Below are 14,048 nucleotides of genomic sequence, written 5' to 3' on the forward strand. Positions count from 1 at the left end.
GCGGTGTCCAGCCCTAGTGCTGCGGTGCGGCCATGGCCGCATCGTCCACCAGCACGCCCTTTTCCAGGTGCACCAGGCGGGCGGCGCGCGACGCGGCCTTGGGGTCGTGGGTGACCATCACGATGGTCTTGCCCAGCACCCGGTGCAGTTCGTCCATCAGGTCCAGCACCTCGCCGGCGGTGGTGCGGTCCAGGTCGCCTGTGGGCTCGTCGGCGACGATCAGCATCGGGTCGGTGACCAGCGCGCGGGCGATGGCCACGCGTTGTTGCTGGCCGCCAGACAGCTCGTTGGGGTAGTGGTCCATGCGGTCGGTCAGGCGCACCATCTCCAGCGCCGCCTGCACATGCTGCTTGCGTTGGCTGCGCGACAGGTTGGTCAGCAGCAGCGGCAGCTCCACGTTCTCGAAAGCGGTCAGCACCGGCATCAGGTTGTAGAACTGGAAGATGAAACCCACGTTGGCGGCACGCCAGTCCGCCAGCTCGCCTTCGCTCAGGCGGGCGATGTCGACGCCGCCAATCTCTATCGTGCCGCTGCTGGGCTTGTCGATGCCGGCAATCAGGTTCAGCAGCGTGCTCTTGCCCGAGCCGCTGGGGCCCATCAGCGCGACAAAGTCGGCGCTCTGCACATCCAGGTCCACCCCTTCCAGCACGGGGATGGTCTGGTCGCCGCGCCGGTAGGATTTGCTCAAACCCCGGATGCGGATCACCGGCGGCGCCGCGCCGTGGCCTGGCGGGGTGCCGCTCACTTGGTGGCCACCGTGATCTTGCTGCCGCCCACCAGCTTCTCGCCGGGTTCCAGCACCAGCTTGTCGCCGGACTTCAGCGCGCCGGTCACCTCCAGGTTGTCGCCTATCTTGCGTCCGGTGGTCACGTCCACGGCTTCCACGGCGTCGTCCTTGACGCGCAGCACCTGCTTCTTGCCGCCGCGCTCCACCACCGCCTTGGGGCTGACAGCCAGCAGCGGTTGCTGGTCGGCGTCGGTGATGGCCTGCGACAGGAAAGTGACCTTGGCGCTCATCTCGGGCAGGATGCGCGGGTCCAGCTTGGCAAAGCGAATCTTGGTCATCACCGTGGCCTTGGCGCGGTCCACCGTGGGCACGATGCCCACCACGCTGCCCTTGAAGCGCACATTGGGCAGTGCGTCCAGGGTGATCTCCACCGGCTGCGCGGTCTGCGCCTTGGACACATTGCTCTCCGACACATCGGCCTCCACTTCCAGCGTGCTCATGTCGGCCATGGTGACCACCGCGCCCTGGGTGCCGGCGGCGCTGGAGAAGGGGGTGATGATGTCGCCCACATTGGCGTTCTTCACCAGCACCACGCCATCGAACGGCGCGCGGATCTCGGTGAAGTCCTGGTTGACCTGTTGCACCTTCAGCTGCGCGCGCGACACGGCCACTGCCGATTCGGCCGACACAATGGCCGCCTTGGCGGCGTTCAGCCGGGTGGTGGCGGTGTCTACCGACTGCGGCGACACAAAGCCCTGCGCGGCCAGGCCCTGGGCCCGTTTCAATTCGGCCTCGGCGTTGATGCGCTCCACATTGGCCTGGGCCACGCCGGCCTCGGCCTGGCGTATGCCCGCCTGCGCTTGCAGGATGGAGGCGCGCACATCGCTGGCGTCCAGTCGGGCCATCACCTCGCCTTCCTTCACCTGGCTGCCTTCGCGCACGTTCAGCCACACCAGCCGGCCGGTGGCCTTGCTGGCCACGGCGGCACGGCGCTGCGCCACCACATAGCCCGAGGCGGTCAGCTGCGCATACTGCTGCGACGGGTAGGCGGTGAGCACCGAGGTCACCTGCACCTCGGCCTTGTGCGGGCGCAGCGCCACACCGGCACCACCGGCGACGACCACGATAACGGCCGCCCAGCGGCCCCAGCGGCGTTTTTTGCCGCCGCCGCCAGGCGTACCGCGTTGAATGCTGAGCTGCTGGACGGCAGAGGGCGTGGGGCCGGCGGCGGCAGGGGAAGCGGGCGGTGCACTGGTCATGGGGGCTCTGCGGTGGTTGGGCAACAGGCCGCACGATACAGCCCTGTGGCCGCCGCGTCACCCCTTTTTTCGGTGAATGGCGCCGCAGCGTCGGTGGCTGGCGACGGCGCGGAGCGGCTCTGAAGGCTGACTCAGCCGGTACGCAGCTCGCGGTGCAGCCAGGAACGCGCCAGCGCCCAGTCTCGCTTGACGGTGGCCAATGAGATGCCCAGCACCTCGGCCACCTCCTCGTTTTCCAGGCCGCCGAAGAACTTCAGCTCCACCACCTTGGCGGCGCGCGGGTCGCGTGCCTCGAAACCGAGCAGCGCGTCGTGCACCGCCACCACGTCGGCGCTTGGGCCGTCTTGCGGTGTCTCTTCGGCCAGCGTCAGGCTGACCAGCTGGGCGTCGCGCTTGCCAGCCTGCTTGGCCAGCGCGTGGTTGACCAGGATGCGCCGCATCATGGTGGCCGATACCGCCAGGAAGTGGGCCCGGCTGGCCCAGCGCGTGCGCGTCTGCTCGGCCATGCGAAACCAGGCCTCGTGCGTCAGCCCGGTGGCGCTCAAGGTGTGGCTGGGGTCTTCCTTGCGCATCTGGGAGCGCGCCAGCCGGTGCAGGTCGTCGTACAGCAGCGTGAACAGCTCGTTGTTGATGTCGCCCGCCGCTGCCTCGGGCTGGTTCAGCCATTGGGTGACGTCTTGCAACGAGGGTTTGCTCATGGTGGTTTCATTATGGATGAGGCCCAACGCGAAAAACAATGCTGGTTTTGTAGGACATGCCCGCGTGGCGCTGTCGGGTGCGGGCTTGGAACGGGAGATAATCCGCGCCATGCGAATCCGTTTCACCAAGATGCAGGGCGCCGGCAATGATTTCGTCGTGCTGGACGAAACCCGCGGCCTGCTGGGGCTGACGGCGGCGCAGTACCGCTACCTGGGCGACCGGCATTTCGGCGTCGGGGCGGACCAGATTCTGTCGGTGCGCGCAGCCCCTGAGCCCGACCTCGACTTTGAATACGTGATCCACAACGCCGCCGATGGCGAGCAGGTGGAGCAGTGCGGCAATGGCGCGCGTTGCTTTGCCCGTTTCGTGCGCGATCGCGGCCTGAGCCACAAGGACGTGATACGGGTGAAGACCCTGGGTGGCGTCATCGCGCCGCGCCTGAGCGCCGACGGCCGCGTGACGGTGGACATGGGCATGCCGAATTTCGCGCTGGCCAGCCTGCCGTTTGACCCGTTGAACACGGTGTCGCTGTCGCGCGGCAATTGGGAAGTCTGGCCGCTGGATCTGGACCCGGGCGACGGCAACTACCGTACCACCGCCACCGTGGCGCTGGTCAGCATGGGCAACCCGCACGCGGTCCAGGTGGTGGACGATGTGGACAGCGCGCCGGTGGCTGTGCAAGGCCCGCTGGTGGAGCGGCACGCGCGCTTTCCGCGCCGTGTCAACGCCGGCTTCATGCAGGTGCTGGGGCGTGGCGAAATCCGCCTGCGGGTGTACGAGCGCGGTGCCGGTGAAACACTGGCCTGCGGCAGCGGCGCTTGCGCGGCGGTGGTGGCCGGCATCCGCCTGGGCCTGCTGGACGACACGGTGCAGGTGCACACGCGCGGCGGTTTGCTGACCATCCAATGGGCTGGCGTTGGTGCGCCGGTGCTGATGATCGGCCCGGCCGTCACGGTTTTTGAAGGTGAAATCGACATTCCTGACCCATCATGAACAACAACCCCTTGAACAACCCCATCACCGAAGACGACATCGCCAACTACCTGGTGAATACGCCGGACTTCTTCGAGCGCCACGCCGAGTTGCTGGCCTCGGTGCACCTGAGCAGCCCGCACAGCAACCGGGCCGTCAGCCTGCAGGAACGCCAGGCCGAGATGCTGCGCGACAAGATCAAGGCGCTGGAGTTCCGCATCATGGACATGGTGCGCAACGGCAACGAGAACCTGATGCTGGCCGACAAGCTGCTGCGATGGGCGCGTACGCTGTTCCTGGCGCATGAGCCGCTGGGCTTGCCGGAGCAGATCTGCCAAGAAATCCGACAACAGTTCTCGGTGCCGCAGGTGGGCATCAAGGTCTGGGGTGTGGCCCCCGGCTTTGCCGAGAATGCCTTTGCCCAGGGTGTCAGCGAAGACGCCAAGCTGTTCGCCAACTCGTTGACCGAGCCGTTTTGTGGCGTCAACACCGGCTTTGAGGCGGTCAACTGGCTGGAAGACCCCAACGCCGTCACCTCGCTGGCGCTGCTGCCCCTACGTAGTGGTGCAGGCACCGGCCCTGCCGGGGGCAGCACACAGGCGTTCGGCATGCTGGTGCTGGCCTCGCCCGATGCCCAGCGCTACAACAGCGCCATGGGCACCGATTTCCTGGCCCGCATCGCCGAACTGGCCAGCGCGGCGCTGTCGCGCCTGAGGTAAGGCCTTCACGACAGGCCCGCCGCACCATGTCACAGGACGCCGCGCTGACCGAGCGCTACCTGGAGCATGTGCGGGTGGAAAAACGCCTGGCCCAGCGCACGGTGGAGCTGTACGCGCTGGACCTGCAAAAACTGACCGCCTTTGCCCAGACCGCCAGGCTGGAGCTGACACGGGTGCAAAACGCCCATGTGCGCCGCTGGGTGGCGCAGATGCATGCCGGCGGGCGCAGTGGGCGTGGCATCGCGCTGGTGCTGTCGGGCTGGCGCGGCTTTTACGCCTGGCTGGGGCGCGAAGGCCTGGTGGCCAGCAACCCGGTGCAAGACGTGCGCGCCCCCAAGGCGCCCAAGCCGCTGCCCAAGGCCTTGAGCGTGGACGACGCGGTGCAACTGGCCAGCTACGCGGCCGAGGACGATTCCCCCTGGCTGGAAGCGCGCGACAGCGCCATGGTGGAGCTGCTGTATGGCGCCGGCCTGCGGGTGGGCGAGCTGGTGGGGCTGGACGTGACCGCCAGCGCCCAGGCGCGTGGCTGGCTGGACCTGGAGGCCGGCGAGGCCCATGTGCTGGGCAAGGGCTCCAAGCGGCGCAGCGTGCCCATGGGCGCCCAGGCGGTGCAGGCTGTGCAACATTGGCTGAGCCTGCGTGGTGAACACCCCGCGCAGACTGCGCTGTTCATCGGCCGCAACATCACCCGCCTGACCGCCCAGTCCATCTGGCAGCGCCTGAAGCGCCGCAGCCAGCAAGCCGGTCTGGCCGCGCCGGTGCACCCGCACATGCTGCGCCACTCGTTCGCCAGCCATGTGCTGCAGTCCAGCGGTGATCTGCGGGCGGTGCAGGAGCTGCTGGGCCACGCCAACATCAGCACCACGCAGGTCTACACACGCTTGGACTTCCAGCACCTGGCCAAAGCCTATGACGCGGCGCATCCGCGGGCGAAATTGCCTGGCGGCTCTGGCAAGAAGTAAAGGTCAGCTTGGTTTTTCTCAGGCTGCACGCGCTGGGCGCGCGGCACGGCAGCACTATCGGTCAGCGAAGAAGCTTCACGCCAGCAGTTCTTCCGTTAACAAGGGAGCGGCGTGCCAGCCTGAAAATTGGCAAAGGGGCCCTTGTGAAACGGGGAAAGCCAATTTTCAGGCTGGCGCGCTGCGGAGCCTCGCCAACGCCAAAGCAGATGGTGCGAAGGCGAAAGAGGGTCTAGGCGAAAATGCAGGCATGAAGATGCTAAGACTGAGAGAAGGCAAGGAGCGCTCACTGCTGCGCGGCCACCCATGGCTGTTCGAGTCGGCCATTGCCAAGGGCGGTGGGGACGCGGGTGAGACGGTAAGGGTGGAGTCGCACGAGGGCAAGTTTCTGGCTTGGGCGGCGTTCAGTCCGGCGTCGAAAATCCGTGCCCGTGTCTGGAGCTTTGACGAAGCGCAGCGCATTGATGCGGCTTTCTTCGCGGCGGCCGTGCAGCAGGCGGTGCGTGCCCGTGCGCGCTTTGACGTGCAGAGCGATGGCGTGCGGCTGGTGCATGGTGAATCCGACGGGCTGCCGGGGTTGATCGTGGACCGCTATGGCGACACGCTGGTGGCGCAGTTCTTGTCGGCCGGTGCTGAACGCTGGAAGAAAGTGTTGGCGGACGCCTTGTTGGCCGAGACGGGCCTGAGCCGCTTGTACGAACGTTCGGACACCAACGCCCGCACCTTGGAGGGCCTGGGCGAGGTGGCTGGCTGGCTGCAGGGCGAAGGGCCTACCGAACTGGTGCTGCGCGAGCACGACTGGCGGCTGGGTTTGAGCATCAGCGAGGGCCACAAGACCGGTTTTTACCTGGACCAGCGCGACAGCCGCAAGAAATTTGCCGACCACACCCGCCGCCTGGGCTTTGCGCGGGTGCTCAATTGTTACTGTTATACCGGCGGTTTCACCGTGGCGGCGCTGGCTGGCGGCGCCGGTCACGTCACGTCCATCGACTCATCGGGCCCCGCCCTGCAGCGGGCGGCGGCGAATGTGGCGCTGAACGGCTTTGACGCCGCGCGGGCCAGTTTCCTGGACGCCGACGTCAACGCCAGCCTGCGCCAGTTCGGCCAGCAGGGGCAGCAGTTTGACGCCATCGTGCTCGATCCACCCAAGTTTGCGCCCACTGTCGCGCATGCCGAGCGTGCGGCCCGTGCCTACAAGGACATCAACCGCCTGGCCTTCAAGCTGCTGGCGCCGGGGGGCGTGCTGTTCACCTATTCCTGCTCGGGCGGCATCAGCGCTGACCTGTTCCACAAGATCGTCGCTTCGGCCGGCAGCGATGCCGGGGTGGACGGCTACATCAGCGAGCGCCTGGGCGGCGCGCCCGACCACCCGATGACGCTGAACTTTCCCGAAGGCGAGTACCTGAAAGGCCTGGTGGTGATGCGGAAATAGCGCGTCGGCAGCAAGGGCGGGCCGGCGCTGGCAAAATCCCGCCCTCGCGACCCGGTTGCCCCAGGGCTTGTTGCTTGAATTGCCCGCTAAACTCCCCAATTGCGGAGTTGACGCATTCCGGTTGCCCACGGCGGCCCTTCCTTTCAATGGACCTTCCATGAGCCTCATTCCCGCCACCATACTCACCGGTTTCCTGGGTTCCGGCAAAACCACCCTGCTCAAGCGTGTGCTCAGCGAGGCGCATGGGCAGAAGATCGCCGTCATCGAGAACGAGTTCGGCGAAGAGAACATCGACAGCGACATCCTGGTGACCGAAACCAAGGAGCAGGTCATCCAGATGAGCAACGGTTGCATCTGCTGCACCATCCGTGAAGACCTGCGCGCCACACTGCGCGACCTGGCCGAAAAGCGCCGCAAGGGCGAGCTGGATTTCGACCGCGTGGTGATAGAAACCACCGGCCTGGCCGACCCCGGCCCGGTGACGCAGACCTTTTTCATGGACGACGAGATCGCCGAGAGCTACCTGCTGGACTCCATCCTGACGCTGGTGGACGCCAAGCACGCGCCTGCCCAGCTCAACGACCGGCAGGAGGCGCGCCGCCAGGTGGGTTTTGCCGACCAGATCTTCATCAGCAAGGGCGACCTGGTGGCGCAAGACGAGATGGAAGCGCTGGTGCACCGGCTCAAGCACATGAACCCGCGCGCGCCGCAAAAGGCGGTGCATTTTGGCGACGTGAAGCTCGATGAGGTGTTTGACCTGCGCGGCTTCAACCTGAACGCCAAGCTGGACATCGACCCGGACTTCCTGAAGGAAGAGGAGGCGCATGACCACCACGACCATGGGCATGACCACGACCATGAACACGGCGAGCACTGCGACCATCCGTCGCACCAGCATGGCGGCGCGCACCACCACCACCATGACGACGACGTGAAAAGCTTCGTCTTCAGGTCCGAGCGGCCCTTTGATGCCGCCAAGCTGGAGGATTTCCTGGGTGCCATCGTCAACATCTACGGTCCGCGCATGCTGCGCTACAAGGGTGTGCTCAACATGAAGGGCACCGACCGCAAGGTGATCTTCCAGGGTGTGCACCAGATGATGGGCAGCGACCTGGGCCCGAAGTGGGGCGACGAGGAACAACGCATCAGCAAGATGGTGTTCATCGGCATAGACCTGCCCAAGGACATCTTGCTGCAAGGCCTGGAGCAGTCCCTGGTTTGACGGCGGTGTGAAAGCCGGCGTAAGTTGACCGACAGATGTTTGTCTCGCTTTTGCAACTATTGGGAATTCCAGCCGGTAAACCTGTACACTCGCGCGCCGGTGAAAACTCGCGCCCCGCCTCGCCGAAGGCGGGCCAAAAAGAGCGTATAACCGGGGGCGAAGAAGTTCGTGCGGCGCGCCGCACGCCCATGGGTGAGCAACATGCGCAGGCCAGTTCTGCGAGGAGGCAAGACGTGAAAGCGAAACCGGGGAAGGCCAAAGCGCCTGCCAAGACTGCCAAGGTGGCGACCAAAGCCAAGCCGGCTGCGGCCAAGAGCGCCGTGAAGGCGCCTGCCAAGAAGGTTGTCGTCAAGAAGGCAGCCGCCAAACCGGTCGCCAAGGCCGCTTCCAAGCCCGCACCCAAGAAAGCCGCAGTCAAAACCTCCGCTGCCAAGAAGCCGGCCGCCAAGCCGGCCGTGAAAGCCCAGAAGGCGCCCGCCAAGCCCAAAGTGGCCGCCAAGGCGCCGCCCAAGAAAAAGATCGGAACACCTGTCAAAGCCGCCGCCAAGCCCAGCCCCAAAACCGCTCCCAAGGCTGCTGCCAAGGGCAAGGCGGTGAGCAAACCCGCGAAAGCGCCCGAAACCAGCAAGGCCCCCGTCAAGGCGGCTGTCGTCAAAACCGTTGCGCCAGCAGCGGCCGCCCAGGTCGCCGCGCCCGCGGTACCCAGGCGGGTCTCCGACCGCCTGGCCGCGTTGACGGTGCCTTCCATGGCCCAGACGACGACCACCTCTACGGCGGCCAAATCCAGTTTTGCACCCAACATGTCAACTCCTGTCATCATTCCCCCTCCTTTTTCGCCCATCAAGAAAGACCCCAAGCTGGCCAACAACTGGAAGTCCAAACCGGTGGAGCAGCTGTCAGACACTGAAATCGTGGCCATGCCCGACAGTGAGTACATGAACGAGAAGCAGCTGGCCTTCTTCCGCCTGAAGCTGTCGGTGCTGAAGCAGGACATCCTGAACAGCGCCGGCGAGACCACCGAGCATCTGCGCGAAGACACGGTGATCGTGCCGGATCCTGCCGACCGCGCCACCATCGAAGAAGAGCACGCGCTGGAGTTGCGCACGCGCGACCGCGAGCGCAAGCTGCTGAAGAAGATCGAGCAGTCCATCATGCGCATAGACGCCGGTGATTACGGTTATTGCGACGAGACCGGTGAGCCCATTGGCGTGGGGCGCCTGTTGGCGCGGCCCACCGCCACCTTGTCGCTGGAAGCACAGCAGCGCCGCGAGCTCAAGCAAAAGATGTTCGGGGATTGAGGCGGGCCTCCCGCATCGCCCTGCGCGCGCCTCCGCCGCCTTTGCCATCCATCTGCCATGGCCACCAAAGACACTAACAACTCCAGTTTGTTGTCCAAGGTGGCGAAGTTCGTCCGCAATCCCACCAAGGATTGGAACGAGCTGGACCAGCCCGAGTCCGAGCAGGCCGACAGCGGCTACAGCAAGCAGGCGCTGAAGGAAATGATAGAGCGCAAGCGGCAGAATGACTTCGTGCGCAAGCGCGAATTCGACCACTTGCGCAAGCTGCGCCGGCGCGAGCCCACCGACGGTACCGAACAGGACGCCGGGCGTCCGTCGTTCTTCCAGAGCAGCTTGCCGTCCAACCCGGACGAGCGCGCCACCACGCTGAAGAAGATCGATGAGATCGAAGCGCAGATGTCCAAGCAGTGGTGGAAGGGCAAGCAGGCCGATGCCGGCAGCAGCACCAACTTTCCGGTCTCTTCCATGCCCGGGCCCATCAGCAGTGAAACCGGCTCGCCGGCCTCGCGCCCCGCGTCTTCCCAGGTGGGCGAGAAGGACAGCAAGTTCGCCATCACCGAGCCTTCCACGCTGAACCCGGATCTGGCGCCTGATCTGATGGGCCAGGAGTTCGCGCCCACGCAGCTGGTCAGTTCCTTGCATCCGGTCAGTTCACAGATGGCCAGTTCGCAGTTGGGCAGCGGCGCGCCTTCGTCCATGGGCGGGGGACGCCAGGGCGGCGGCAGGCAGCCGCCTGGCGCCAGCAGCCGCATGACCAGCGGCTTTTCCAGTTCGCAGCTGTTTGCCACCGAGCTGGGTGACGGTGGCACCGACCCTGATCTGGAAGAGGCCGCCATCCGCTTCGCCAACGGGGACGATGCCGGCGCCGAGGCCGGCCTGTTGGAAGCCCTGCGCGGCGACGGCGTCACGCCCGAATCCGCCGAGGTGTGGATGGCCGCGCTGTTCGACCTCTACCGTGCCACCAACCAGCAGCAGCGTTTTGATGCGGCCGGTGTGGATTTCGCGCAGCGCTTCGGGCGATCATCACCGGCCTGGTTCTCCATGCCCGACCTGGTGGGTCTGAAGGCGGGCAGCGCTGGCACCGCCACGACCAGTGCCACCTGGGTCTGTCCGGCGGAGTTGGACATGATGGCCATCATTGACCTGCGCCGCGCGCTGCGCGAGCAGCCTTTGCCCTGGCGGCTCAATTGGACGCAGTTGCGCAGCATCAAGTCCGATGCCGGCGCCGAGTTGGGCGGCATCTTCGTGCTGTGGTGCCAGCAGCAGGTGAGCCTGGGTTTCGAGTCACCCGGCAACCTGGAAAAAGTGCTGCGCTCGTTCGCGCGTTCGGGCGACAAGGCCGTGGCCCAGTATTGGTGGCAACTGCTGATGGACGCACTGCGTGTGATGCGCCTGCAAGACGAGTTCGAGCTGGTGGCGCTGGACTATTGCGTCACCTATGAGGTGTCGCCGCCTGCGTGGACGGATGCGCGCTGCGAATACCAGAGCCTGGGACAGCACCATGCCGAGTCGCGCATGCACAACCAGTTCCGTGACACGCAGCCGTTCATGGAAAGTCAGCCCGGCAAACCCGGCATGAGCGCCGAACCCACTGGATCCCAGGGGTCGGACGACCAGGCGCCGGTGCGGCTGGAATTGGCGGGCGAAATTCTGGGCGACGCCGCTCCCGCGCTGGAGAAGCTGGAAGTAGAGCGCCATGGCTCGGAGCGCCTGGTGGTGTCTTGTGCCAAGCTGATACGGGTTGATTTTTCGGCTGCCGGCAGCATCTTGAATTGGGTGGCCCAGCGGCAAAACGAGGGCTGCCACATCCAGTTCCGCGAGGTGCACCGCCTCGTGGCGGCTTTCTTCAATGTGATCGGCATCAACGAACACGCCCGCATCGTCCCCCGCTCGGGCTGACTGGACCCGGCCGCCGAGGGGCTGAAGCCCGCGGCTCACAGCCTGCCAGTGCAGGCTGGGACGGGCTGAAGAGCCATGGCCTCTGGCCATGGCTTGTCCAGGGAGCTACACGCAGTGAGCGACCGTGGGGGCTAACAGTACTTTTATGGAACAATTTCACGGCACCACCATATTGAGTGTGCGACGCGATACGCCGCAAGGCCCCCAGGTGGCCATGGGCGGCGACGGTCAGGTCACGCTGGGCAACATCGTCATCAAGGGCAGCGCGCGCAAGGTGCGCAAGCTCTACGCGGGCAAGGTGCTGGCCGGCTTTGCCGGTGCCACCGCCGACGCCTTCACGCTGTTCGAGCGTTTCGAGGCCAAGCTGGAAAAGTACCAGGGCAACCTGCAGCGCGCCGCCATCGAGTTGACCAAGGACTGGCGCACCGACCGCGTGCTGCGCCGGCTGGAGGCCATGCTGGCGGTGGCCGATGCCAGTGCCTCGCTGATCATCACCGGCAACGGCGACGTGCTGGAGCCCGAGCGCGGCATCGTGGCCATTGGCTCAGGCGGCGCTTTTGCGCAGTCGGCCGCCATCGCGTTGCTGGAGCACACCGCGTTGCCGGCCGACGAGATTGTGCGCAAGTCGCTGGCCATCGCTGGTGAGCTGTGCATCTACACCAACATGCACCACACGGTGGAAACATTGCCCTGAGCTTCTCCTGAGCGTCCCCATGTCTTCCCTGACCCCGCAGCAGATCGTCGCCGAACTCGACCGCCACATCGTCGGCCAGCAGCAGGCCAAGCGCGCCGTCGCCATTGCCCTGCGCAACCGCTGGCGGCGCCAGCAGGTGGCCGCCGAACTGCGCCCCGAGATCACGCCCAAGAACATCCTGATGATCGGCCCCACCGGCGTGGGCAAGACCGAGATCGCACGCCGTCTGGCGCGGCTGGCCGACGCGCCCTTCATCAAGGTGGAGGCCACCAAGTTCACCGAGGTGGGCTATGTGGGCAAGGATGTGGACGCCATCATCCGCGACCTCGCGGACGTGGCCGTCAAGCAGACGCGCGAAGCGGAGATGGCCAAGGTGCGTACGCGTGCGCAGGACGTGGCCGAGGAGCGCGTGCTGGACATATTGATCCCGCCACCGCGTGGCGGTGAGTATTCGGCCGTTGACCTGCCGGCCAGCGACAGCCTGGCGCGCCAGACCTTTCGCAAGAAGCTGCGCGAGGGCCAACTCGACGAGCGCGAGATCGAACTGGAGCTGGCCGAGCCGCGCGCGCCGCTGGAGATCATGGGCCCCGCCGGCATGGAGGAGATGACCGAACAGCTGCGCGGCATGTTCTCCGGCATGGGTCAGCACAAGCGCAAGCTGCGCAAGCTGAAGATAGGCGAGGCTTTGAAGCAGTTGGTGGATGAGGAAGCCGCCAAGCTGGTCAACGAGGATGAGATACGCGCGCGCGCCTTGTTTTCCGCCGAGCAGAATGGCATCGTCTTCATCGACGAGATCGACAAGGTCACATCGCGCAGCACGGGCGGCGAGGGCGGCGGCGCCGAAGTGTCGCGCCAGGGCGTGCAGCGCGACCTGTTGCCGCTGGTGGAGGGCACCAGCGTGTCCACCAAATACGGCGTGGTCAAGACCGACCACATCCTGTTCATCGCCTCCGGCGCCTTCCACCTGAGCAAGCCCAGCGACCTGATCCCCGAGCTGCAGGGCCGCTTTCCGATACGGGTGGAACTGCAGTCGCTGTCGGTGCAGGACTTCGAGGCCATCCTGACGCAGACCCATGCCTCACTGGTCAAGCAATACCAGGCCTTGCTGGCCACGGAGAGCGTGACGGTGAGCTTCACGCCCGAGGGCATCAGCCGCCTGGCGCACATTGCCTACGACGTCAACGAACGCACCGAGAACATCGGTGCACGCCGCTTGTCCACGGTGATGGAGCGGCTGTTGGACGAGGTCAGCTTTGGCGCGACCGACATGGCCGGCCAGACCGTGGTGGTGGATGCCACCTATGTGGACCAGCGCCTGGGCGAGCTCAGCCAGGACGAGGATTTGTCGCGCTACATCCTGTAAGGCCCTGCTGCCAGGGCGGCGGTTGTAAAATTCACCCCAATGGGTGAATGACGCCTGAAAAGCCGGATGTCAACAGCCCGCTTTGCGCTGGAAAAGCAACGGATTGTGCACAGCTTGCCCACAGTGGCGAGCCCAGCTGACCTTCTCATGCATCACATTCACAAGCCGCGCTAAGTGCTTTATTTTGAAGGATTTTTGTATTGCGGCAGCATGCAAAACACAGCCTAAGTCGTTGATTTCATTGTAATAATTTCAATTATTTCGTTCAAACCGGAACCTTTTGCTGATACAGTGCAAAAAAGTGCAATTAAGTGGTGAAAAGTGCGTCGCACCACCATGGGCACTGCCTGTTTTTCCACAAGGGGTATTTCGCGGTGTTTCAAGGGGCTTCAGCGGTAAGTCTGGATGCAAAAGGCAGGCTCTCGGTGCCTACCCGGCATCGTGACGTGCTGGCCGCCACCGCCCAAGGCCAACTGACCATCACCAAGCACCCGCATGGCTGCCTGATGGTGTTCCCCCGCCCCGAATGGGAGAAATTCCGTGAGCGCATTGCCGCGCTGCCCATGTCAGCGCAGTGGTGGAAGCGCATCTTCCTGGGCAATGCCATGGACGTCGAGATGGACGGCACCGGCCGCGTGCTGGTGTCGCCCGAACTGCGCGACGCCGCGGGCATCTCCAAGGAGACCATGCTGCTGGGCATGGGCAACCACTTCGAGTTGTGGGACAAGGCCAGCTACGAGGCCCAGGAGGCCCAGGCGATGCAGGGTGAGATGCCCGACGTCTTCAAGGACTTTTCATTCTGAGA

13 protein-coding genes are annotated in these 14,048 nt (G+C 65.2%); 10 read left to right on the top strand and 3 right to left on the bottom strand.

What is annotated here, in order from left to right; all coding sequences use genetic code 11:
- Nucleotides 1-13: 13 nt before the first annotated feature.
- From AC1DX2_RS14830 to AC1DX2_RS14840, 3 genes are all read right to left on the bottom strand, one after another.
- Nucleotides 14-745: an ABC transporter ATP-binding protein gene (locus tag AC1DX2_RS14830; RefSeq protein ID WP_477197131.1), complete on the bottom strand. Its 732-nt coding sequence runs from the start codon at nt 743-745 to the stop codon at nt 14-16.
- On the bottom strand, nt 742-1,986 hold the full coding sequence (locus AC1DX2_RS14835; RefSeq protein ID WP_477197132.1) for an efflux RND transporter periplasmic adaptor subunit: 1,245 nt from the start codon (nt 1,984-1,986) through the stop codon (nt 742-744). Before AC1DX2_RS14835 ends, AC1DX2_RS14830 begins: the two co-directional genes overlap by 4 nt.
- Nucleotides 1,987-2,117: 131 nt before the next feature.
- Entirely contained in the window at nt 2,118-2,684 is a 567-nt protein-coding gene (locus tag AC1DX2_RS14840; protein ID WP_477197133.1) for an ECF-type sigma factor, read from the bottom strand.
- A 109-nt stretch (nt 2,685-2,793) separates the two neighbouring features.
- Here AC1DX2_RS14840 and dapF point away from each other — a divergent pair, with 109 nt between their 5' ends.
- The 10 genes from dapF to mraZ all read left to right on the top strand — a co-directional run bounded on the left by dapF (nt 2,794) and on the right by mraZ (nt 14,046).
- The gene (dapF, locus tag AC1DX2_RS14845) at nt 2,794-3,678 is read left to right on the top strand and encodes a diaminopimelate epimerase (RefSeq protein WP_477197134.1); all 885 of its coding nucleotides are present in this window, start codon (nt 2,794-2,796) and stop codon (nt 3,676-3,678) included.
- A complete protein-coding gene (locus AC1DX2_RS14850; RefSeq protein WP_477197135.1) occupies nt 3,675-4,376 on the top strand; it encodes a DUF484 family protein in 702 nt (233 codons plus the stop codon). Before dapF ends, AC1DX2_RS14850 begins: the two co-directional genes overlap by 4 nt.
- Nucleotides 4,377-4,402: 26 nt before the next feature.
- The gene (locus tag AC1DX2_RS14855; RefSeq protein WP_477197136.1) at nt 4,403-5,338 is read left to right on the top strand and encodes a tyrosine recombinase XerC; all 936 of its coding nucleotides are present in this window, start codon (nt 4,403-4,405) and stop codon (nt 5,336-5,338) included.
- Between the two features lie 247 nt (nt 5,339-5,585).
- Nucleotides 5,586-6,767, top strand: a complete 1,182-nt coding sequence (locus AC1DX2_RS14860) for a class I SAM-dependent rRNA methyltransferase (protein WP_477197137.1) — start codon at nt 5,586-5,588, stop codon at nt 6,765-6,767.
- 157 nt (nt 6,768-6,924) lie between these two features.
- Nucleotides 6,925-7,989, top strand: a complete 1,065-nt coding sequence (locus AC1DX2_RS14865) for a CobW family GTP-binding protein (protein ID WP_477197138.1) — start codon at nt 6,925-6,927, stop codon at nt 7,987-7,989.
- 233 nt (nt 7,990-8,222) lie between these two features.
- Nucleotides 8,223-9,287, top strand: a complete 1,065-nt coding sequence (dksA, locus tag AC1DX2_RS14870) for an RNA polymerase-binding protein DksA (protein WP_477197139.1) — start codon at nt 8,223-8,225, stop codon at nt 9,285-9,287.
- A gap of 57 nt (nt 9,288-9,344) precedes the next feature.
- Nucleotides 9,345-11,186 (top strand): STAS domain-containing protein, encoded by a 1,842-nt coding sequence (locus AC1DX2_RS14875; protein ID WP_477197140.1) that lies wholly within the window; start codon nt 9,345-9,347, stop codon nt 11,184-11,186.
- Between the two features lie 145 nt (nt 11,187-11,331).
- Nucleotides 11,332-11,880, top strand: coding sequence for an ATP-dependent protease subunit HslV (gene hslV, locus AC1DX2_RS14880; protein WP_477197141.1), 549 nt, complete (start codon nt 11,332-11,334; stop codon nt 11,878-11,880).
- Nucleotides 11,881-11,899: 19 nt separating this feature from the next.
- Complete coding sequence (hslU, locus tag AC1DX2_RS14885; protein ID WP_477197142.1) at nt 11,900-13,243, top strand: ATP-dependent protease ATPase subunit HslU; 1,344 nt, start codon at nt 11,900-11,902, stop codon at nt 13,241-13,243.
- A 374-nt stretch (nt 13,244-13,617) separates the two neighbouring features.
- Entirely contained in the window at nt 13,618-14,046 is a 429-nt protein-coding gene (gene mraZ / locus AC1DX2_RS14890; protein WP_477197690.1) for a division/cell wall cluster transcriptional repressor MraZ, read from the top strand.
- Nucleotides 14,047-14,048: the final 2 nt, after the last annotated feature.

The sequence above is a fragment of the Hylemonella sp. P2_B10 genome, from assembly GCF_056404875.1.